This window comes from Paenibacillus sp. FSL K6-3182 (assembly GCF_037976325.1).
In the GTDB taxonomy this organism is placed as follows: Bacteria; Bacillota; Bacilli; order Paenibacillales; family Paenibacillaceae; genus Pristimantibacillus.
The window spans coordinates 5,939,042-5,962,295 of sequence record NZ_CP150265.1 but is presented as its reverse complement, the minus strand read 5'-3'; the positions used below and the strand labels follow the sequence as shown (position 1 = coordinate 5,962,295).

Sequence of the window (23,254 nt, the reverse complement as noted above, 5' to 3'; positions counted from 1 at the left end):
CTAACGCCTTCCAAAACCATCTTCGATAATTGAATTTGTAGTAAAATAGTGCAAACTATTATGAAAATATTAAATTGATTCCGCTTTGGCCTAATGATAAAATAACAAGATAATCGCTATGACGCGGTAAAGGCCGGGTGTGGTCAATTAAACGTTAACGCTCTATAAGAGACGTTTCCGTTTAGCTTAGGAATGTCAAGGAGCAGGCCGGTGTGCCTCGCTGACTACCATTCTATGATAAAACAAGCCAAAAATGAAGCGTAATGCGTATTCATCGGTGCTTAATTTCAACACGTTCACGCTTACCCAAAAATCTTCTCATAGAAAGGTTGCTCACAATGAAAGAACATATTTTGGGATTGCCGCCGAAGCAGGGGCTCTATGATCCGCAGTTTGAGAAAGACGCATGCGGCATGGGCTTTGTGGCCAACATCAAGGGAATCAAGTCACACAAGGTCATTCGCCAAGCGCTGATGCTGCTCGAGAATATGGAGCATCGCGGTGGTCAAGGCAGCGAACCGAATACGGGAGATGGAGCAGGTATTTTACTTCAAATTCCTCATACATTTTTTGCGGCTGAATTAAAGAAGCAAGAAATTGTACTTCCCGCCGAAGGACACTATGCCGTAGGTATGATTTTTATGCCGCAGGATGAAGAAGCTCGCCGTGCAATTGAGCGTGAAGTGGAAACGATCGTTCAAGAGGAGAACCAATCGGTTATCGGTTGGCGTACGGTTCCAACGGATGATAAGAAACTGGGTGAATCCGCATTAGCTGTTAAGCCTTATGTTCGTCAATTGTTTATCGGCATGAACGACAGCCTGAAGGACAATATGGCATTTGAACGCAAATTATATGTTATTCGTAAGCGCGCTGAGCTTGCGATTCGTTATGCCGGCAAAGAAGGCGGCAATATGTTTTACTTCTCTAGCCTATCCTCCAGAAAAATCGTATATAAAGGAATGCTTACGACAGAGCAGGTGCGTTCGTTCTATACCGAGCTGAACGATGAATCCGTTGTTTCGGCAATGGCGCTTGTACATTCCCGTTTTAGTACGAATACATTCCCAAGCTGGGAACGCGCTCATCCTTTCCATTATATGATTCATAACGGAGAAATTAATACCCTTCGCGGCAATGTGAACTGGATGCATGCCCGTCAAACCTTGTTTGCCTCTGAATTGTTCGGTGATGATATCGAGAAAATCAAACCTGTTATTAACCCAGATGGATCGGATACAGCAATGTTCGACAACACGCTGGAGTTCCTATTCTTGTCCGGTCGTTCAATGGCACATGCCGCAATGATGATGGTGCCAGAGCCTTGGTCCAATCATGAGAGCATGAGCGACGAGCGCAAAGCATTTTATGAATACCACAGCACATTGATGGAGCCATGGGATGGCCCAGCTGCGCTTGGTTTTACTGACGGCGTAAAAATCGGTGCGGTGCTTGACCGCAATGGTCTTCGTCCAGCTCGTTATTACGTAACGAAGGACGATCATATTATTCTCGGCTCCGAGGCTGGAACCGTGGAGATTCCGCCAGAGGATATATTGTACAAAGACCGCTTGCGTCCAGGACGCATGCTGCTTGTAGATACAGAGCAAGGCCGCATCATTTCTGATGAAGAAGTGAAAGCGGAAATCGAGACCGAGCATCCATATCGCGAATGGCTGAATGAGCATCTTGTTGATTTGGAAGATTTGCCGGAAGCTCCTGAGCTGCCAGAACCAAACCATGCTACTGTTCAAATGAGACAGCAAGCGTTCGGATACACATTTGAGGACATTCGCAAAGTGCTTGAGCCGATGGCTGGCAGCGGCATGGAGCCTATCGCTTCAATGGGTTATGATGCACCGCTGGCGGTGTTGTCAGAGCGTCCGCAGCGTTTGTACAATTACTTCAAGCAGTTGTTTGCACAAGTTACGAATCCGCCTATTGATGCGATTCGTGAGGAGATTATTACTGCGACAGGTACTACGATTGGCCCAGAACGCAATCTGCTTAATCCGGAGCCAGAGAGCTGCCGACACATCAAATTGGATACGCCTATTTTGTCTAATGAGCAATTCGCCAAGCTGCGCCATGTGCGCCGTCCTGGCTTCCGTTCCATTACACTCCCGATCTTCTTCCCTGCAAATGAAGGTGAGACGGGCTTGCGCGCTGCGCTTACACAAATGTGTGAAGCGGCTGATCGTGTTATTGCGAAGGGACATAATTTGCTTATTCTATCCGATCGTGGCGTCGACAAGGAAAATGCTGCAATTCCAGCTTTGCTGGCAGTAGCGGCACTGCATCATCATCTTATTCGCCAAGGTACACGGACAAAGGTTGCTATTTTGCTGGAATCCGGCGAACCACGTGAAGTGCATCACTATGCATTGCTGCTTGGTTACGGCGTAAGCGCAGTTAACCCTTATCTTGCATTTGAATCGCTTGACGACATGATTAAGCAAGGTTTGCTTCGCGGCGTATCGCATGATAAAGCAGTGAAAAATTATATTAAAGCAGCCACTAAAGGCGTTATTAAAATATTGTCCAAAATGGGTATCTCGACTATTCAATCCTACCGTGGCGCTCAAATTTTTGAAGCGCTCGGCTTGAAAGAAGATGTGATTAACGAGTACTTCACATGGACACCGTCCCGTATCGGCGGCATCGGTTTAGATGTTATTGCCGAAGAGACGTTGAAACACCATAACCGCGCTTTCGCTGAGCAAGAAGGCGGAGAGAAAGAGCTTGACTCTGGCGGTGATTACCAGTGGCGTAAAGATGGCGAAGACCATTTGTTTACACCGCAAACAATTCATACGCTGCAAATGGCTTCTCGTGCGAATGACTACAAGCTATACAAAAAGTTCTCTGCGCTTGTACAGGGCGAGGACAAAAAACATCTTACGCTTCGTTCTTTGCTCAAGTTTAAGGAAGGCCGTCAAGCCGTTCCGCTTGAGGAAGTTGAATCGCTTGAATCCATCGTAAAACGCTTCAAAACAGGTGCGATGTCATTTGGTTCAATCAGTAAAGAAGCCCATGAGAGTCTGGCTATTGCGATGAACCGCCTAGGCGGCAAATCGAATACGGGCGAAGGTGGAGAAGATCCAGCACGCTTTATACCAGATGCGAATGGCGACTCCAGACGCAGCGCGATTAAACAAGTAGCATCGGGACGTTTTGGCGTAACGAGCAACTACTTGGTTAATGCAGATGAGATTCAAATTAAAATGGCTCAAGGCGCTAAGCCTGGTGAAGGCGGTCAACTGCCTGGCCTTAAAGTATATCCTTGGGTAGCCGAGGTTCGTGGTTCCACGCCTGGCGTAGGACTGATCTCGCCGCCGCCGCATCACGATATTTATTCTATTGAGGATTTGGCAGAGCTTGTACATGACTTGAAAAATGCTAATCCACGCGCAAGAATCAATGTAAAGCTGGTATCTGGTGTTGGCGTTGGTACGATTGCGACTGGCGTTGCGAAGGGCCGCGCAGATGTTATTATGGTCAGCGGTTATGATGGCGGAACTGGAGCTTCTCCAATGGGCTCAATTCGTCACGCAGGTTTGCCGTGGGAGCTTGGTCTTGCAGAAACACATCAAACGCTAATGCTAAACAAATTGCGTGACCGTGTCGTTCTTGAGACAGATGGCAAAATGATGAATGGCCGTGACGTTGCGATTGCTGTATTGCTTGGAGCAGAAGAATATGGCTTCTCGACGGCTCCGCTTATCGTGCTAGGCTGCATCATGATGCGTGTATGCCAATTGGATACTTGCCCAGTAGGCGTAGCAACACAAAATCCTGAGCTTCGCAAAAAATTTATGGGCGATCCTAGCCATGTTGTTAACTACCTGCGCTTCATTGCTGAAGAGCTGCGTGAGATTATGGCAGAGCTCGGTTTCCGTACCATTCAAGAAATGGTTGGACGTGTCGATATTTTGGAAACGAAGCAGCTGCTTGAGCATTACAAAGCAAAAGGTATTGATCTCTCTGGCTTGCTGTACGAAGCTGATCTACCACAGGATGCAGTTCGCTACAATGTTCAAGAGCAAAACCATGGTCTTGAGTTGTCGCTTGATATGCAGCAGCTCGTTCCACTTGCAAAGGCTGCGATTGAGAATGGCGAGCGCGTACGCGGCACATTCCCTATTTTGAACACGAACCGTGTTGTTGGTACGATTCTTGGCAGCGAAGTTACGCGTAAATACGGTGCAGCAGGTTTGCCGGAAGATACGATTTCTTACCATTTTGTCGGAACGGCTGGCCAAAGCTTTGGTGCATTCGTGCCTAAAGGAATCACGTTGTCAATCGAAGGCGATTCGAATGACTATGTAGGAAAAGGGCTATCCGGCGGTAAAATCATTGTAGCACCGTCACCAAAGGCAACTTTTGTGGCTGAGGACAATGTTATTATCGGTAACACAGCGCTGTATGGTGCTACTAGCGGTCAAGCGTATATCCGCGGTGCAGCTGGCGAACGTTTCGCTGTTCGGAACAGCGGCGCAAATGTAGTTGTAGAAGGTGTCGGCGATCACGGTTGTGAGTATATGACAGGCGGACGCGTCGTTATTCTTGGCCTCACAGGTCGTAACTTTGCGGCAGGTATGTCTGGCGGAGTCGCGTATATCTACGATGAGAAAGGCGATTTCTACAATCATTGCAATCTGGAGATGGTATTGCTGGAGCGCCTAGAAGACTCTGTAGATGTTGCTGAACTTCGTGGTTTGATTGAATCACATGTTAAGTATACAGAGAGTGCGATTGGTACCCGTCTATTGAATGATTGGGAAGCATCGCTTTCGAAATTCGTTAAAGTCATTCCTAAGGACTACAAGCGTATGCTTGAACAGATCCGCAAGGTTGAAGATACAGGCTTAGTGGGCGAAGCAGCACTTCTTGCAGCGTTCGAAGCGAACAAGAAAGAGCTTGCACGCGCAGGCGGCAAGTAATTCAGACTTATTTTATAAATCGTATATACGAGTAAAGGGACTGTCCCTGAAGTAGCTTCATTACTTCAGACGACAGTCCCTTTTGTTTTTCGACAAAATGCCACCAAATTAGAAGAAAGCCGCGCCCATTAACCGACATATTCCATCCGCGGACTCGGGTATAATGATGTTAATATATCTATCATTATTAGTAATTTATATGTAGTTGGTCAGAGGTTAAGAGATAAAGTAGAGATGGATAGCGGAGAGGGAGCTTGGGACGCAGCCGTCACTGTACTTGAAATAGATTTCTTGCTAGATAAATAGGCATGAATAGAAATGTAGTCCAGTATTTGAGCTGTAACAAGGATTGTTATTGCTATTAGGTATGATGGAGGAATTAAGCATGGCGATGAATTCAAATGATGCCTCGCGCAACCACATTAGGCTACGCTTCACAGAAGGCGTTAAGGCAGAGCTGCGGCTAATTAGTAAAGATGGACAATTGTTGACACCATCTACGACTACAGTACTTCTACTTAATTTAAGCCAAAATGGTTTATGCTTCTTATCCGGCTTGCAATTACCGATTCAATCCAATTATCTTGTTGAATTTCGAATGACGATTTCGAATGTACAGATTATGATTCGCGGTCGGATCGTTTGGAATTTGAAACAAGATAATCAATTCGCTCATGGCGTGTTATTTGAATGCTCGAATACACTTCGCTCTCTTATTATTGGTGTCATGAACCAAGAAATATTAGAAAGTCAGCCACAGCAGAAAAAAATTCATTATTTATACAGCAGATTATTGAATACAAAACGGCTGTATTACAGTAGTTAACGATCTGATAGGAAGTAGAATTCAATAACAACTTAGAAGGGGGACATGCTTTGAAAATTATTTTGTTATCAGGCGGATCTGGAAAGAGATTATGGCCTTTGTCGAATAGTAGTCGAGCAAAACAATATTTAACTGTATTGGAGAGCCCAAACGGCGGCATGGAATCAATGCTGCAGCGCATATGGCGCCAGCTGGAAGAGTCGGATTTGCAGGAGCATACTCGCATTTCAACTTGCCGTGAGCAGGTGGAGATTTTACAAAGACAGGTTGGTGTAAAAGCACCGCTTATCATTGAGCCTGAGCAGCGTGACACGTTTCCTGCGATAGCGTTATCCGCTGCTTATTTGTATTCAATCGCGGGCGTATCTTTAAATGAAACGGTCATTGTCATACCAGTTGATGCTTATGTAAGCTGTGATTTTTTCTCATGTATAAGAGGACTTCCAAAGCTGATCAGAGAAAGCAAATCTGAGCTGCTTATGGTTGGGACTAAGCCAAGTTATCCGTCAGAGCAATATGGATATATCGTTCCAGAAGCCAATCGGCACAGTAATGAGGATGACAGCTATGAACGTAGAGTACATTCATTCAAAGAGAAACCGTATGAGGCTGAAGCTAATCAATTAATAAAAGGCGGAGCGTTATGGAATAGCGGTATTTACGCTTTCAAGCTTGATTATATGATTACTTTGCTCATGAATCGCAGGCTGCCTATCCATTATGATGAACTATATAAACAGTATACGAAAATTCCTAAATCAAGTTTCGAAATTGAAGTATCGCAAAAAGAAACCTCTCGTTCAGTTATTTGCTACGACGGTGAGTGGAAAGATCTTGGCACATGGAAAACATTATCCGAGGAGCTGGCCTTTGAACGACTAGGCATGGGCGAAATATCGGATGACAGCGAGCAATCCCAGCTCATCAATGAACTGGACATTCCTATCTCCATTATTGGGCTTACGAATGTGATTGTTGCGGCAAGTCCCGACGGCATTTTGGTTACTAGCAAAAATGCAAGTAATGAGCTCGATGCGAAGCTTAAGCTCATGAATGAGCGTCCAAAGTATGAGGAGCGCAGGTGGGGGCATTCCAAAATTGTTGATTCCGTTGTCTTGTCATCAGGAACTCATTGTGTTACAAAGCGGGTTTTTGTTGCAGCTGGCCAAAATATAAGCTATCAAATGCATTTTAAGCGAAGAGAAGCGTGGACCATTATCTCAGGAGAGGGAGTGCTAATTCTGGATGATCTGTACCGTCACGTTGAGCCAGGCGATACCGTATCGATTCCAGAGAGAACGAGGCACAGCCTACGGGCAATTACAGACGTTGAGCTAATTGAGGTTCAAACAGGCAAACAGATTAATGAGGATGACATTATAAGGCTTGGAACGACATGGGATGAAATCACTAGTCAATTAAATAGTGTATAATATGCTGTTAAAGCATGTTTGGGATGGATTGCAAATCGACGTTATGATAGAACTTCTGCCATTTAACGCTTAATGCCGTTTTTAATGTTGAGGTTGATACAATCATTACGAAAGAGAGAGGGAGCGATCTATCGAATGATATGTTCAAAGGACCGTTTTTATTGTGTTAGTTGCGGGGAGATGCTTTTAAGTCCTGAAGCAGATATTTTGTTTCGAACAGGATTTTTCCGAGTGGTACATCCAATGGGTTATTGCTTAACATGCAGCGTGGAGCAGGATAGGCTGGATGCTATAGTAGGATCGCCGGGTAAGACCAGTAACTATGACTATAAAATGTTCCTTCGTGCAGATGCGAAAGTTGCCGAACATGTTATACAGCCCTATCGCACAAATGATAATGAGAGCCTCTGCCCTACAGTTTAACTGTAGAGTGGAGGTGTATTTTTTTGTAAACTACCAATTGTTTCCTTAATCGTTTATAATGAATAGGATTTGGATTTTTGAAGGAGGAGCACAAATATGGATCAGCCTATTGTTAAATTAAAAAATGTAACCAAAAAAATCGGCGGCAGAACGATTATTGATCGCTTAACGCTTGATATCCCACTTGGGGAAGTATTTGGTTTCCTTGGTCCCAACGGCTCGGGTAAAACCACTACGATTCGAATGATGGTTGGCTTAATGTCGCTCACAGATGGTGAAATCACTATTGGAGGACATAGCATTACGAAGGAATACGAAAAGGCAATTCGCCATGTTGGAGCGATTGTTGAGAATCCTGAAATGTACAAATACTTGAGCGGCTATGATAATTTAATTCATTATGCACGAATGATTCCAGGCATTACAGAGCATCGTGTTCATGAGGTTGTTAAGCTCGTTGGTCTTGAAGGGCGAATTCGGGATAAGGTGAAAACCTATTCGCTCGGCATGCGGCAGCGGCTTGGCGTAGCACAGGCTATTTTGCATAAACCTCAGCTGCTTATTTTGGATGAACCTACAAATGGCTTGGATCCGGCAGGGATAAGAGAGCTACGTGACTATTTGCGCATGCTTTCCAAAGAAGAAGGTATTGCTGTATTTGTATCGAGCCACTTATTATCTGAAATGGAGCTTATGTGTGATCGTGTCGCGATCATTCAAAATGGCAAGCTCATAGACGTGCGAACCATTAAGGGCGAGCATGCAGCTAAAGTACATAACCGTGTTATTATTGAAGTGGACAGTCAGCAGGCAGCGATGGATGTGCTGTTCACATCTGGCTTTACTGCGGTGCTTGAAGGCAAAGATGCCATAGCAGTTGAAACGGATAAGGAAAACACAGCTGCCATTAATGCTTCTCTCGTTCATGCTGGAATCAAGGTTTATGGCATTCGCGTACAGGTTAAGACACTTGAAGACCAATTTTTAGAAGTGACAGGAGGGGAACGAATTGGGTAATTTTTTGCCGCTTATTCAAAATGAGAACATGAAAATTTACCGTCGTCCTCGCACATGGGTGATGACCGGCATATTGATTTTGTTAGTACTGGCTATTTCTATTTTATGGGTAATATTTGGTGGAAGAGATGCCTCGATGTGGGATGTTGCTTTTATGGAATCCTCCATTTTGTTTCTGCTCGTTACGATCTTTACCGTAGTAATCGCTGCTGGCGGCGTTGCTGAGGAATTTACGAGTGGCACCATCAAGCTTCTGCTTATCAGACCTTGGTCACGCTCGAAAATATTGTTGTCTAAATATATTTCGATCATGATATTCGCTCTTTTGCTTGCTATTGTACTGTTTGCTACGACGATATTCGTGAACTGGATTTGCTTCGGCATTAATGCGTCGCCGGATATAAAGCCAACCTTCGTTGGAGATGAAGGAACAAATCCATTTTCGTATATGCTTAAGTATTATGGCTTAACGTTAATTTCGCTTGTTGTTAACGTAACGCTTGCGTTCATGCTCTCTACTGTATTCCGCAGCAGCGGTTTAGCAATTGGTATGGCATTGTTTCTTCTTCTAGGCGTGAACAGCTTTATTGGTTTAATTGCGATGCTCGATTACAATTGGATCGATTATCTATTGTTTATTCATTTGAATCTAACGCAATACTTGGATGGAAATCCGATGAGAGAGGGCATGACCTTAGGCTTTTCGCTTGTGGTGCTCGGTGTTTATTATGCTCTTTTCATCGCCATTACATGGTATACCTTTAAGAAACGCGATGTTGCAGCTTAGACTTTAGATGAATTAAAAAAGCCGTTTCTATACATGCTGCTTCTTCGGAAGACATGCACGTGTAGAACGGCTTTTTTGCTGTATTATCCTGCTTGTCGAGATTTCTCTTTGGATTCTTTAATTACTGTTTCTTTACCGGTGATGTGTGGTGGATCGGATTCTACTGGCACACGATTTTTGCTGTCAGCTGCTTGCTCCATGTAGCAGTTACCATTCAGCTTGCCGCCATCTTGAATGATCAGTGTTTGGGTTGTAATTGCCCCCGTTAACGTGCCGGAGGAAGTAATGATCAGCCTCCCCTTGGTGACGATATCTCCGAAAACCTTTCCTGCAATGGTAATATCACGCGCCGTAATATTCGAGCGAGCAAGACCACATTCTCCAATGATGACGTCAGCTTTGCATTCGATATCGCCTCGGTGCTCCCCTTCAATGCGAAGACTTGCTTCACAAATTAGCCGGCCCTCGCTTATCGTGCCTTGGCCAATTAATGTATCAGTGGCTGCCAGCCGCTTATGGTCCTTGAACATAAACATTAATCCTCCTTTATTAATGACAAAAATGGTAAAGGGTTAACAGGCTCGTTTTTCTGCATAATTTGAAAATGCAAATGCGGGCCAGTGCTTCTGCCGCTCGATCCGAGCAAACCGATCTTTTCGCCTCGAACGACGGTGTCGCCTTCTTTCGCTTCGATTTCCTTTAAGTGCATATAAGCGCTTTGCAGGCCTCCGAGATGATCAATGATAATATACTTGCCCAGTGAGTTATTGAAGCCAGTGTCCGATACAGTGCCGTCTGCTGCGCTAAATATGGGATCTCCTAGCTTGCCAGTGATGTCTAGTCCAGCGTGGAAAGCCGTTCGTCCGGTAAAAGGATCTCTTCGATAACCAAATCCAGAGGTCAGCATTTTGGAGCGTGTCGGCCAGCCGGAAGGATAAGCATCAACGGAGACTCGCGTCGCTTGTGCGAGCTGCAGCGTCAACGTTAATGAATCCTCCATCGTCTCGACCATCCGCTGCAAATCGGCGAGATGAAGTCCTGTTTCCTGTGCGAGCAAAACAAACTGTTTGCTTTGCTTCGAATCGTTAAAGCTCCGATTTCCTGTTGAGGAAGTATCGGAAAGAATTTTTACAGTTGTCTCACTTTTGTCTATTGGCGTCACATAGGTAGAGGTTTCAAGTTTACTGCCATAGTTTGCGATAAATTGCTTCAGCTTTAGTTCGAGCTGCTGCAGATCATCGATTTTCTCTTTCATTTCATTTGCTTGCTCTGACAATCCGATTATTTCTTGCTGCAGCGAGACAATAGCTTCGTTTTTATCGGAAACGGTTTGGGCAAATAGTTCGTCTTGTTGTGACATCTGTTCTTCCAATTGGTTCATTTCATAGGCCGACTTTATTTGGAGCCCCGCAATACAGCCCGTAACCGCTATTACTACCGCCGTTGGAGCGGCAAAGACCGATCGCTTTGAAACGTGAAACTGTTTAACGGTTTTGTCAGCGCCGCGCAGCACGACAAAAGACCATTTTGGCTTCTTGACTCGTTTCAATAGACTTCTCCTTTCTATTTAAGATTGGCTATAAACGATCAGAACGTTCTATTGCTATTTATTCTTAAACGAAGTAAAACATGCCATAAAACTTGCGTGAAACATACAAGAAACTTGCGTGAAACTTGTATGAAACGAGAAAGACTGCCCGTCGCACATGAATTGTGCAAGCGGGCAGTCTTTGTAATACGAGATCATTACAACACTTTATTGTGCCGAAGCAAGCTCGATTTGGGCTACTGCTTCCTCAATACCTGGTGTCATTGCAAATGTACGTCCTTGCTGCTGCTCGGCTGGAAGTGAAGCTAGCTGACCGATTCTTCTTTTAACTTCGTTAGAGAGATCGACAACCTGCTGAGCATATTGTTTTGCTTTAGCTTCATCCTTTTCTGTAAGTGCAGTTTGATTTGCTTTAGCGTATGAGGTTATCGCAGCTTCATATAGATTGATATCCCAAGGGAATTTTTTGACACCTTCATTAATCGTTGCGAGCGACTCTTCAAAAAGTCCTTTTTCTTGCAGAAAACGATATTCCGACATTAGAAGGCTTCGATTATAAGGATCATATTTTCTGCCTTCCTTAACCGTACTAAGAGCTTGGTCAAGGAATGTAGCGGTGTTCGTTTGCTTATAAGCCTGCTCCAGCCAGTCAGCTTTCGTTAGCTTATAATAAGGCTGTGTTGGTGAAGACTTAATGGCACGATCAAGTATAGGCAGAAGTTGTTCTAAAGAAGTTTGCTGCCCAACTGCCAAATCGATAGCTTTATTATAGTTACTAGTTGCGTTTGTTTCTCGGATGGCAATGACAAGAAGGAATATAGACAATAACGCCATAACCGCTGGATATGCGATTTTTGGCCAAGATTTATTAAGCTTGCCATTCATACGTTCGATTATTAGCTTGTGGCTATATGGAGCAAGCATACAACCGAGAGAAATAAAGACGAGAGAGATAATATAAATATAGCTCATATCAAAATCGATCACACTGTGGACTAGCAGCGCCAAAGAAAAAATGAAAAAGACAAAATGGCTGCCTCTAAGCTCGGGATAACGAATAAAGGATCGGATGTATAAAAAATATACAAACGCGAGCAGTCCGACGACTGCTAGTAGACCAAGCCAACCGCTCTCCACAAGAACTTGTACAAAGAAGCTATGTGCTTGTCTGCTCCAATAAGGGTTATTCTGATATTGCTCAAACATGGCTTGCCAAGCGCCGCCACCGCCTCCAAGCAGCGGGTAATCCTCAGCTACACGAAGACCGTCTTTGTAAAAGGTTAAACGTTCCAAAACGCTGTGCTGTTGGAGGTTAATATTTTCAAAGCGTGCAGCAATTTTGTCAGGAAGCAAGCCGCGAATAGCGCTGCTGCCAAGAAGGCTGACCGCTGCTACAGCAGTAAGTACGATTGTAATGACAGGCACAGCCGCAAAAGACCATTTGTACGAAGAAAGCTTGGCAAGCTTCGTTTCTAGGAAATCAGCAGCTTTGGCATGATAAAGCATAATAAGGCCAGTAACAATGAGCAGGCCGAGCAGAAGTAATCCCCAGCCCTGCATAGGCAGTGAGCTGAACAAGGAAATTGTACTTGGCGCTTTCGTTTCAGTAGGTTGAACTAGTGTAGCTATTTTATCAGCAATCGTTGTTAGTTTTCCAAGGACAGCCATGGAAACCACTACAGATACGCCCATAAACACGATGTATGTAATTTGCTTCGTTAAGCGTAAGAAAGGCAGCACAATAAGCAGCATAACTGGAATAATAACAATTGCACCGCGTGAATAAGTGAGCATGAATGAAATCCAAATCGGTACAAGCATGGCAGCATGAATGATTCTTGCAGATGGACGCACGCAGTGAACTGCATAATACAAACTAACTAGAAATAAAGCGACTAGGAAGCCGGCGTATGAGTTTGAGTATTGGAATACCGACGAAAGGCGGTAGCCATCATGTGCAAGCCATAGCGCATCCTTATAATAGAGTTGACCAAAAAGGTTGAGTAAACCAAATAGAACGATTAAATAAGAAGAGAGCATAACCGCGTATTCAATTGTTTTGCGGGTTAGCTTATTTTCTGCAAAATACAGAGCGCCTATGAATAAAGCAGCAAGTAGGAAAAATACGAGAGTCATAAACTTCGCATAATAGGTTGAAACCGCCTGTAATGATGACAACCAATAAATGAATGGAAGCAGCATGACGGCAATCGACAAAATTCCACGATAACTGTTCATCTGTGAGTTGCGATACACATAAAATGCAGTAAAGGCAAGCATCACGTAAGCGAAGATGAGTGCTACATAAATTGGGCCTTCAAAGCTTAATTCGTAACCGTTAAACAATGCTCTCTCATAGGGGAAGATGACTAGAAATAGAGCGATTCCAATAGCCCCAATCCACCTCAAAAGCGCAAAATCAGCATTTAAAGTGTTCGTATTCCTTTTTGATTTGTTTCGTGCACTCATTCGTATGTACTCCTCATCCATCGTTATGTAGATATGAAACAATTAGCTTTATTTGTATTTTAACAAATGGGGGAGTAGATTACTATATTAGGAGATGTGATTTGTATGTAGTTTACAAATTTGTAGAATATGAGGTTTTGTCGAAATAGAGAGGAAATCGGAAAAATTCTACAATTTATTCGGTGTAAAGGTAGAATAAGGTGTTAATGTGGGAGGAATTTTGGTAAGATAGCAGGGGTGGATTCGGAGTTTTTTTTGAATAGTACATTTAGTTTAAACGATGATTATTTTAGAAGTGTGAAAAGAAGATTTTTATAAATATAAGAAATTCCTTATAAACATGTGAAAATATTTTATTAATAATATAAAACAATAAATTAATTCATTAACTATTTTTATCATGTTGAGAATAATTCAAATGAGTTTTTAAAAAGGGGATATAATATGACTTTTTTAAGGTACTTTAAAGATATTTACAAAGACAGAAGAACTGTATTCGAATTATCAAAAAAAGACATTTCTTCACGTTATCTGGGTTCAACTCTTGGAGCCTTTTGGGCTTTCGCTCATCCTTTATTATTAATTATAACTTACTGGTTTGTTTTTCAGATAGGTTTTAGATCTTTCCCAATAGGTGAATTTCCTTTTATATTATGGTTATTAGCTGGTATAGTTCCATGGTTTTTCTTTTCGGAGAGTGTTTCGTCTGCTACATCTGCAATAGAGCAGAATAGTTTCTTAGTCAAAAAAATTGTGTTTAAAGTACATTTGCTTCCAGTTGTTAAAGTGGTATCTGCATTTTTTATACATATCGTTTTTTTAAGTATTACTTTGTTAGTGTTTATTTTTTATGGTGTTGGAGTGGATTTATATCTTTTACAAGTAGTCTATTACACCGGTGCCCTATTTCTACTAGTTATCGGTCTAACCTGGCTATCCTCAGCATTAAATGTTTTTTTAAAAGATGTTGGTCAAGTGATTGCGATTATATTACAATTTGGATTTTGGTTAACACCAATATTCTGGTCATATTCAATGGTTCCTTCAAAATACGATCTGATATTTAAATTAAATCCTATTTTTTATATTGTTCAAGGATATCGCGATTCCTTTATTAATAAAGTATGGTTTTGGGAGCATTATAAAATTACTCCTTATTACTGGTTGATTACAATAATATTATTGCTGGTCGGTGCAAGGTTATTTAAAAAATTAACCCCACATTTTTCAGACGTACTTTAAAGGAGCTAATATATGATTACAGTTCAGAATCTATCAAAGATATACAAAATATATGATTCACCAACACATCGTCTAAAAGAAGTTGTTTTTGGAAATATCAAACAATTACACAAAGAATTTCATGCGTTGAAAGATGTTGGTTTTGAAATTAAAGAGGGAGAAACAATAGGGATAGTAGGTAAGAATGGTTCGGGGAAATCTACTCTATTAAAAATTTTAACAGGAGTTCTCAATCATACAAGCGGTAATGTAGTTGTAAATGGTAAAATTTCGGCGATTTTAGAATTAGGTGCCGGTTTTAATGTTGAATATAGTGGAATGGAGAATATTTATCTTAATGGTACACTCCAAGGGAAATCAAGAAAAGAGATAGACAACATACTTCCCAAAATATTAGAGTTTGCTGAAATAGGTGAATTTATTTATCAACCAGTAAAAACGTATTCAAGTGGGATGTTTGCCAGGTTGGCATTTGCAGTAGCGATAAATGTAAATCCAGATATTCTAATTGTAGATGAAGCATTAGCTGTGGGAGATATGAAGTTTCAAACAAAATGTTTTAAAAAGTTTGAAGAGCTGAAAAATCAGGGAGTTACGATTCTCTTTGTAGGACATGATGTATCCAGCATTAGAAAGTTTTGTGACAGAACAATTTGGCTGCATCAAGGCAAATTAATTGCTTTTGGTGATACTCTTAGTGTAACAGCAGAGTACATGGAATTTATGAATACAGAAGATGAAAGTGAACCTGTAAATAAACTACAAATAGAAAATCTGAAAATAGAAGAAGCAGAAGCAGAAGCTAATATATTTGAACAAATCATCAATAGATGGGGAAGCCAACCTAATCTATTAAAATCAGTACAGGTTATTAACGAAAAAGGTCGAGAAACGAGTGTAATTAAACATGGTGAAACTATCCGGATAAAAGTCAAGTTTAAATTGCCAGATATAGCGGATCTCACGAATGTGAGTGTTGCTCTTTCCATAAAAAATACAATGGGATTGGATCTACTTGTATTTACAACTAAAGATGATGATGAAATATCAATTTCTGAAGTAGATGTGAATGGTGAAATCACTTTTGAATTTGTGAATTTTTTTGTTAATGGTGATTTTGTACTAGTAGTTGCAATTGAGGATAGAAGTCATATACAACCGCAATATTTTGATTATATCGAGGGCGCTGCTTATATTAAATCAATTTCAGATAAACAGTTATTTGGTATAATACATACTCCAGTTAGGAAACAATTGCGAAAGTAGAGAGTGATGGAAATGAAATTTACAGGCTCTAATATTAATAGTGTGGACTATTGGGATAATAGGTTTATTCATAATTGGGAAGAAAATGCAGGTAAATTACAGACACTATATTTTTATAATATAGCATTGCAATTAATTCCGGACTGGATGCATGTACAATTAAATAGTGGAATTACTTTAGCAGACATTGGATGTGCTGAGGGAGATGGTGTTGATTTATTTTCAAAAAAATACCAAAAAAGCAATTTTGTTGGATTGGATTTTTCTAAAGAAGCAATAAAAAAAGCCATTGAACAGTTTCCAAATAATAAATTTTTCGCTAAGGATATTAAAGATATCACTGAAGAGTATGATGTTGTATTTAGTTCAAATACATTGGAACACTTCTATGATCCATTTGAAATGTTAGACTATTTACTTAAATGTTCGAAACAATATGTGATTTTATTATTACCATTTCAAGAACGAGATAGATTTGATGAACACTTTTATACATTTGAATACTCCGATTTTGAATTGAAACGTGGAAATTTTGAGTTGGTTTATTCATATGAATATGATTGTTCAAAAAAAGATAATATTTTTTGGTTAGGTAAACAAATTTTATTAATATACAAGCGATGTGATTTTGAACCGAGTTATCAAGTTAAGATGAGCCAACTTATTGGTGGTCTTTCTGAAGATTATGATGAGATAAAAGAATTGAATAAACAAAAAGAATTAATGATTAAAGAGTTGAAAAAAAGAAATGAGCAACAAGAAATTAGAATTGGAAATTCAGAAAAACATAACAACGATTTGATAGGAATAATAAATCAAAACAATCAAATAATCGAAAAAATGATAACTGAAAAGGATGAGACAAATCGTTTAATTAGCTTGCTAGAACAACAACAATTATTGATAGAAGAACTAAAACAAGAGAAGGTAACTCTTTCCAACCAATTAACACACAATCTTGGTCTGTTTAATGATGCCCAAATTGAGTGTGTTGACCTGAATAATAAGGCAAGAGAGTTGCTTCAGGAACGAAAGAGTCTAATTGAAGAAAATGAATATTTTAAGAGACAAGAAGAATGGCTAAAAAGTGAGAATTATAACTTGTCAATGGATCTAAATAATTTATATCGATCTGATTTTTGGAAAATTTCCAGAAAATACTATTCTTTTAGAGATAAGACACCAATCATAAAACATATATTTAAATCTTTAAAAATAATAAAAAACAATGGAATGAAATCCTATTTTCAACTTGTAAAACACAAAATGAAAAAACAGCTCAATGAACAACAGATTAACCCTGATGATAGGATACGTTTACTTGAAGTTTACAAACAATTGGTTATTAGTGAGGAAAAAAATGATATTCGTGGGATAGCAATCATTCCATCTGCGTTTCCATTTGATGAGCTTTATAACCAAAGAACTATTAATTTAGCTAAATATTTATCAAGTAATAAAATTGCAACCTTGTTTATAGTTTGGCAATGGGAACGTGACGAGGTAGTTGATCAATCATATGATGAGGTTTATCCTCATGTTTTTACAATTCCTATGTATTCGTTTATGGATTCCTTAGCTGATCTTAATGAAGTCAAAGTAATTAAAGAAAAGTATGCTTTTTTAAATATTCCCTCAAATAATTATGTTCATATTATTAAAGATCTTAGAATGAATGGTTTTAGCATAGTATATGACATTATGGACGAATGGGAGCAGTTTGCATTAGTTGGGCAAGCGCCTTGGTATAACAAAATTGCCGAGGAAAGTATGTTGTTACAAGCTGACAAAGTAGTAGCAGTATCACAACCTCTGGTAGAAAAGTTTAGTTATTTACGTAAAGACATAATCTGTATTGGTAATGGCTATTATGAAAATCTCATTGGAAAATCTAATATCGTAAATAAGAAAAAGAACAAGCACAGCATAATGCATGTAGGGTATTTTGGCCATTTGACTGAATCATGGTTCGATTGGAATTTGATATTTAATTTATTAGAGGATAAAAGTGTATTCCTACATCTTATAGGGTATGGTGCTAGCGAAGAGACTATTTTGAAGTTAAAGACATTTTCGAATGTGAAATACTATGGAAAAATAAAACCTAATGAATTAGAAAATTACGTGAAGTATTGGCATGTAGGGATTATCCCGTTCATTAACAGTCCTTTATCACAGGCAGTTGACCCAATAAAAATTTATGAATATCTTTATTTTGGTTTGCCGACTGTCGTAACCGGCATTAGTCACTTAAATTCTATACCATTAGTTAAAGTGTCAGAAAATGATGTTCTTAAATTCAGATATTTAATTAATGAAATGTATGAATTAAGTACTGGTGAAGATTATGATTATAATCAACTCTCAGAATTTTTGATAGAATCTACATGGGATGAGCGTTTTAATGAACTATTAGCATCCACAAAGGATAATATATATGCGAGGTTATATAAATAATGGGTATAAAGCGAGTTCTAAGTGTTTATAAATGGGCAACTATGGGTGGAGTGGAAAGAGTACTTCTAAATAGGGCACATGCAATACAGGAAGCTGATTTGAATATTCAATATGATGTGTTTTTTTTTCATGATAGTGGTGGGAAAGAGAAGTTTCGAGAATACATAACAAACAATGGACTGGACTCTATAGTTAATGTAGTAGAGGTTATTAACCAAGATTATGACGTTATATTTTCTATTGATACGCCTGAAATATTAGACATAGTTGATGCAAGTAAAACTTTTATTGAATGTCATACATCTTATGAGAAAAACAGAACATATTTAAAAACTCTTCCATCCAATATTAGAGGTATACTGGTACCTTCAGAACACTTTAAACAAAGTATTATTTCTGAAGTGAATTTAGATTTGAAATCAAAGGTTAGAGTTCTCTCAAATAACGTCTATACACAAAGTAATAGTACGCAACATTCTAAAATATACATGAAGACACCTATACTTTATGTAGGGAGAATTGATAGATTGAAAAATGTTGAAGATATATTAAAAATATTTGTGCAATATAATGAAATTCATGGTGATCAACTAATACTTATACTAGCAGGCAATGTGATTGAACATGAGATTGATCTAGAAACACTATTAATGAAATATGGCATACAAGATAGAACAATATATTTACCTCCTTTAAACTTCGATAAGGTTTGGGATTTATTGAAATTTGTAAAAAGTCAAAGAGGAGTATTTATGTCAGCTTCATTACATGAAAGTTTTGGTCTTTCTGTAGCAGAAGCTATGGCGTTTGAAATACCAGTTTTATTATTTAATAACGTTGCTCATAGTAATTTAGTAAAACATAATGATGAATTTCTATTTGACAGAAATAGTAAAGAGAAAACTGTTGGGAAATTATTTAATATCATTGAAAACTATGAAGTTAGTAGTGGAATAGTAGAAAAGTATTCGTTAATGCTTCAAGACGAATTTATGATTGAATTCAAAAAAATAATTTCATAAGGGGTATATTTTTGAATCCTCCTAAAATGTTGTATCTAATGCATGTTCATTGGAATTGGATAAAGCAAAGACCTCATTTTTTGTTTGAAGAGATGACAAAGCATTATTCTGTTGATTTATATTATGTGAACAGAGTATTCCACAAAAACAAAATTAATAATGAACGTAAAGGTTATAATGAATATACAGTTAATGAATTATATAAATTACCTTATTCATCAAGGTCGAACGGAATAAGATTTTTAGAAAAAAGTATTAATAGCAGAAGTTTTAGTGGAATAAAAGAGTATAACTATATATGGATTACATCGCCAGTGATAATGCAATTAATACCAGATGGATTTCTTGATAATAAAATAGTTATATATGATTGTATGGATAACTTTATGGCTTTTGATATTAATAAGGAAAATTATCATGTAAATATAAAATACGAAATCGATCTTATTATGAAATCTAGTGTTGTTCTTGTTTCATCGAATTTCTTGAAACAAGTATTAATTAATTCATACGGGCAATATTTACGTAGTGAACCAATAGTTATCAATAATGGAATCTCAAACATATTTATTAATCAAAACATAATGAATTTGCCAGATACCCATGATCATTCCTTTTTAAATATTATGTATATCGGTACCGTTGCTCGATGGGTAGATATTAATTTAATAATGAGATTATTGGATAGATTTGCGAATATAATAATTACATTAGTTGGTCCCATAGAACTCAATATACCTACACATGAGAGGTTAGTGGTTATTGGACCTGTTGAACATCATTTATTACCTGAGTATGCTAAAAAAGCAGATGCTTTTATTATGCCATTTATTTTAAATGATTTAATTTTATCCGTTAATCCAGTTAAAATATATGAATATTTAAGTTTTTATAAACCAGTTATCAGTATTAAGTATGATGAAATGAATCAATTTGAAAACTTTATACATTTATATTCAACAGACGAAGAATTATTTGGAATTATTAATAATATCGAAAGTCAAATAATTGATGAAAAAAAGAGAATCGAAATAAGAAGATTTCTTGAGATGAACACTTGGGAAAAAAGATCGCAAATAATAAAGGGAATATTTGATAGCATATAATACAAAAATATTTTTGTGATTAAACAGCTAGTTCTGAAGGGGATTTAAGAGATGAGGCAAAACTCTATGAGTAAGGTGAAATATGTTTTTGTGATTATGATTTTTTTATCATGCTATCTTCATATGTATTTTTTATATCATAATCCTGGACAAAGTTTTAATAATCCTGAAGTATATGATGCTTCTTTAACTGAAGTATATGGTGATAAAGTTCTTAAGTATGGTTCTTTTGATGCTGTTTATTACTCAATAACAGCGGAACAACTTCTATCTAAAGGGTTTCTTGGTTTTGCTTCTACAGCACCGAATGCGTATGTAACTCCTGGTCAACCAGTTTATCTTGCAATCATATTTGGAATCGCTGACTTAACAGGAGGTGATCATTTATTATTTGCAAAAATAGCGAATATGTTACTTAGTATTGCAACTTCAGTATTAATGTTTTACATCGGTTTTAATATTTTCGGGAAAATATGGGTAGGATTTCTTTCTGGATTTGGATACATGTTATATTTCCCCCAGTATCATTATTTTAGAGCATTGTTAACGGAAATTCCTGCTATTTTTTTGTTTTGTTTATCGTTACTCTTGTTTGTTTTAGCAATTAAGAAAAATAATGCTAAATATCACATTCTGTTTGGAATAATCTTCTCAATATTGCTTATGTTTAGACCAAGTCCTGCTCCACTTGTATTAATTGGTATAGGTATTATTGTATATAATAATAGTGTTAAAAACAGTTTGAGAATAGCTATTCTTTGGTTGATTGGGCCCATATTAATTATTGCACCCTGGGTAGTGAGAAATTTGATAGTACTTAATGAGTTTATTCTATTTTCAAGTCAAGAAAATCCTTTATTTGCGGGTACTAACCCATTCGAATTAGAGGATTATGGTGAAATGATGAACAAAGCAAATGAAATGGGAATTTCTCAAAAAGAAGCGGCACATTTGCGCATAGAAGAAGGATTCCGTAGTCATCCAGCATTGTGGATAAGTTGGTATGTATTCGGTAAAACGATATATTTGTTCCAAAGGCCATCAGCTATCTCATTATATATGAATAACAATTCATTCTTTGTTAAACCAATATATTTATATCACTACATGACAATCATCTCTGCAATATTCGCAACCGTTATCTTTAGAAAAAGAGGAAGTGTGTTCTGTCTTTCTTTAATGATAATCATGTATATAGCAGTTTCAAATGTATTTATCGTTAATGATAGATATGGTTTTTTTATCATGCCGATCTTCATCTTGCTTGGTTCATATATGATATATATATCTGTTAAACATTACAAAGATTTCATATCTTCTTTGTCAAAACATTTTAAAGCACGATTAAAGTGGGATTAATTATTAAATTACCTCATTACCTCATGAAAATCCTTAAAAGTAAGGAGGGACAATGAAGTTGTGTAAAGTGGATGAGAATAATGTTGATGTACTAATGGCTACTTATAATGGTGAAAAATATATAGCTGAACAAATAGAATCAATATTGAATCAAACATATAAAAGTTTTAAATTAATTATTTCAGATGATTGTTCTAATGATAATACTTTAGAGATCATTCAACATTATTCAAAATTAGACAGTAGAATAATATATCAAACTAATAGTTCTAATATTGGAGTTATCAAAAACTTTGAAAAGTTAATAGGTCTTTCAAATTCTAAACATTTTATGTTATGCGATCAAGATGATGTTTGGTATCCTAATAAAATTGAAAAATCTTTAACAGCAATTTCAAATAACGAAGTATTATTAATGTATTCTGATCTAGAAATCGTGAATTCTCAGTTAGTAACTCAAGCAGATTCGTATTGGAGAAGAAAGAAGATTAAACCAATAAAAGGGGAACAATGGAGATTGTTATTGAGTCTAAATATTGTGACTGGTTGTACAATTATAGCAAGGAGAGAGTTAAAAAACTTAGTTCTACCATTCCCAAATCACGTGGAAATGCATGATTCGTGGTTAGCTTTAGCGGCATCCACGTCAGATGGAATTGATTTTATTGATGAATCTTTACTAATGTACCGTCAACATCAAAATAATTATATTGGTATCGTTAATAAAAATAAATTATATGAATCAAAAAAATATAACGATTTTCTTCAACTTAGAAGTGCATTTCTAATTGAAAAGGAAACGCAATTATTATCATACGCCAAACATATTAGCAATAATGAATTTAAAGTAAGTTCTGAACAGCTATCAAAAATTTATAGATTGTCAGGAAAAATAAAGTATTTTAATTGCTCCTTAAGTATGTTATATACTAAACTTCATTTTCCTAGCCAAGGATTAAGTAGGAATTTATGGTGGATATTCTATTTGCAATTTCCTATATTTAGTTTTATTTTAATAAAGTTAAGGTCTATCATTAGGAGTTTTTAACGCTATTTAGAGGACTTTGTATTCGTTGTTAAACTATCACGAAAAATGAAAGCATACATGATCTATACTATTCTAAGTTGGCTTTATTGAAAATGCTTGTATTTAAAATATTTTTTGTAGTTGGTTTACTATAATAATACTCTAGCTGTTATCATTATCTTAAATGCAATCTTCAAGCTGAATTTCGAAAGTATACAGTAGTAAGCTTTAGAAATGCAAAATAGCAGTCGTTTCTTACATCAGATTTGGGGGTAGATTAGTATTCATCTAAAGGTGCTCCTTTATTAGGATGATGTTGTATTTGCAA

Annotated in this window: 15 protein-coding genes; 12 read left to right on the top strand and 3 right to left on the bottom strand. The window is 37.9% G+C overall.

What is annotated here, in order from left to right; all coding sequences use genetic code 11:
* Positions 1-338 precede the first annotated feature (338 nt).
* The 5 genes from gltB to MHH56_RS26295 all read left to right on the top strand — a co-directional run bounded on the left by gltB (position 339) and on the right by MHH56_RS26295 (position 9,429).
* Positions 339-4,943 carry a glutamate synthase large subunit gene (gltB, locus tag MHH56_RS26315; protein ID WP_076268922.1) on the top strand — a complete coding sequence of 1,535 codons (4,605 nt, stop codon included), beginning with the start codon at positions 339-341 and terminating at the stop codon, positions 4,941-4,943.
* Between the two features lie 385 nt (positions 4,944-5,328).
* The gene (locus MHH56_RS26310; RefSeq protein WP_076268921.1) at positions 5,329-5,769 is read left to right on the top strand and encodes a PilZ domain-containing protein; all 441 of its coding nucleotides are present in this window, start codon (positions 5,329-5,331) and stop codon (positions 5,767-5,769) included.
* 50 nt (positions 5,770-5,819) lie between these two features.
* Positions 5,820-7,202 carry a sugar phosphate nucleotidyltransferase gene (locus MHH56_RS26305; RefSeq protein WP_339204599.1) on the top strand — a complete coding sequence of 461 codons (1,383 nt, stop codon included), beginning with the start codon at positions 5,820-5,822 and terminating at the stop codon, positions 7,200-7,202.
* Between the two features lie 519 nt (positions 7,203-7,721).
* A complete protein-coding gene (locus MHH56_RS26300; protein ID WP_339204598.1) occupies positions 7,722-8,642 on the top strand; it encodes an ABC transporter ATP-binding protein in 921 nt (306 codons plus the stop codon).
* A complete protein-coding gene (locus MHH56_RS26295; protein ID WP_339204597.1) occupies positions 8,635-9,429 on the top strand; it encodes a DUF2705 family protein in 795 nt (264 codons plus the stop codon). Before MHH56_RS26300 ends, MHH56_RS26295 begins: the two co-directional genes overlap by 8 nt.
* Before the next feature lie 83 nt (positions 9,430-9,512).
* Here the strand turns inward: MHH56_RS26295 and MHH56_RS26290 are convergent, their stop codons facing one another.
* The 3 genes from MHH56_RS26290 to MHH56_RS26280 form a co-directional block, all read right to left on the bottom strand.
* Positions 9,513-9,959, bottom strand: a complete 447-nt coding sequence (locus MHH56_RS26290; RefSeq protein ID WP_339204596.1) for a polymer-forming cytoskeletal protein — start codon at positions 9,957-9,959, stop codon at positions 9,513-9,515.
* 5 nt (positions 9,960-9,964) lie between these two features.
* Positions 9,965-10,978 (bottom strand): peptidoglycan DD-metalloendopeptidase family protein, encoded by a 1,014-nt coding sequence (locus tag MHH56_RS26285; RefSeq protein ID WP_339204595.1) that lies wholly within the window; start codon positions 10,976-10,978, stop codon positions 9,965-9,967.
* A 207-nt stretch (positions 10,979-11,185) separates the two neighbouring features.
* Positions 11,186-13,447, bottom strand: coding sequence for an O-antigen ligase family protein (locus MHH56_RS26280; protein WP_339204594.1), 2,262 nt, complete (start codon positions 13,445-13,447; stop codon positions 11,186-11,188).
* 444 nt (positions 13,448-13,891) lie between these two features.
* On the opposite strand from MHH56_RS26280, the gene MHH56_RS26275 reads away from it, so the two are divergent.
* From MHH56_RS26275 to MHH56_RS26245, 7 genes are all read left to right on the top strand, one after another.
* Complete coding sequence (locus tag MHH56_RS26275) at positions 13,892-14,689, top strand: ABC transporter permease (protein ID WP_339204593.1); 798 nt, start codon at positions 13,892-13,894, stop codon at positions 14,687-14,689.
* A 12-nt stretch (positions 14,690-14,701) separates the two neighbouring features.
* Complete coding sequence (locus MHH56_RS26270) at positions 14,702-15,955, top strand: ABC transporter ATP-binding protein (protein WP_339204592.1); 1,254 nt, start codon at positions 14,702-14,704, stop codon at positions 15,953-15,955.
* Positions 15,956-15,967: 12 nt separating this feature from the next.
* Positions 15,968-18,412 (top strand): methyltransferase domain-containing protein, encoded by a 2,445-nt coding sequence (locus MHH56_RS26265; RefSeq protein WP_339204591.1) that lies wholly within the window; start codon positions 15,968-15,970, stop codon positions 18,410-18,412.
* A complete protein-coding gene (locus MHH56_RS26260) occupies positions 18,412-19,434 on the top strand; it encodes a glycosyltransferase family 4 protein (protein ID WP_339204590.1) in 1,023 nt (340 codons plus the stop codon). Before MHH56_RS26265 ends, MHH56_RS26260 begins: the two co-directional genes overlap by 1 nt.
* Positions 19,435-19,445: 11 nt before the next feature.
* On the top strand, positions 19,446-20,540 hold the full coding sequence (locus MHH56_RS26255) for a hypothetical protein (RefSeq protein WP_339204589.1): 1,095 nt from the start codon (positions 19,446-19,448) through the stop codon (positions 20,538-20,540).
* Positions 20,541-20,606: 66 nt separating this feature from the next.
* Positions 20,607-21,899, top strand: a complete 1,293-nt coding sequence (locus tag MHH56_RS26250; RefSeq protein ID WP_339204588.1) for a glycosyltransferase family 39 protein — start codon at positions 20,607-20,609, stop codon at positions 21,897-21,899.
* 52 nt (positions 21,900-21,951) lie between these two features.
* Complete coding sequence (locus MHH56_RS26245; protein WP_339204587.1) at positions 21,952-22,947, top strand: glycosyltransferase family 2 protein; 996 nt, start codon at positions 21,952-21,954, stop codon at positions 22,945-22,947.
* Positions 22,948-23,254: the final 307 nt, after the last annotated feature.

Coding starts and splice junctions, on each gene's coding strand:
- gltB (WP_076268922.1), top strand. CDS start 339: ATGAAAGAACATATTTTGGGATTGCCGCCGAAGCAGGGGCTCTATGAT.
- MHH56_RS26310 (WP_076268921.1), top strand. CDS start 5,329: ATGGCGATGAATTCAAATGATGCCTCGCGCAACCACATTAGGCTACGC.
- MHH56_RS26300 (WP_339204598.1), top strand. CDS start 7,722: ATGGATCAGCCTATTGTTAAATTAAAAAATGTAACCAAAAAAATCGGC.
- MHH56_RS26290 (WP_339204596.1), bottom strand. CDS start 9,959: ATGTTCAAGGACCATAAGCGGCTGGCAGCCACTGATACATTAATTGGC.
- MHH56_RS26280 (WP_339204594.1), bottom strand. CDS start 13,447: ATGAGTGCACGAAACAAATCAAAAAGGAATACGAACACTTTAAATGCT.
- MHH56_RS26275 (WP_339204593.1), top strand. CDS start 13,892: ATGACTTTTTTAAGGTACTTTAAAGATATTTACAAAGACAGAAGAACT.
- MHH56_RS26270 (WP_339204592.1), top strand. CDS start 14,702: ATGATTACAGTTCAGAATCTATCAAAGATATACAAAATATATGATTCA.
- MHH56_RS26265 (WP_339204591.1), top strand. CDS start 15,968: ATGAAATTTACAGGCTCTAATATTAATAGTGTGGACTATTGGGATAAT.
- MHH56_RS26260 (WP_339204590.1), top strand. CDS start 18,412: ATGGGTATAAAGCGAGTTCTAAGTGTTTATAAATGGGCAACTATGGGT.
- MHH56_RS26250 (WP_339204588.1), top strand. CDS start 20,607: ATGAGTAAGGTGAAATATGTTTTTGTGATTATGATTTTTTTATCATGC.
- MHH56_RS26245 (WP_339204587.1), top strand. CDS start 21,952: ATGAAGTTGTGTAAAGTGGATGAGAATAATGTTGATGTACTAATGGCT.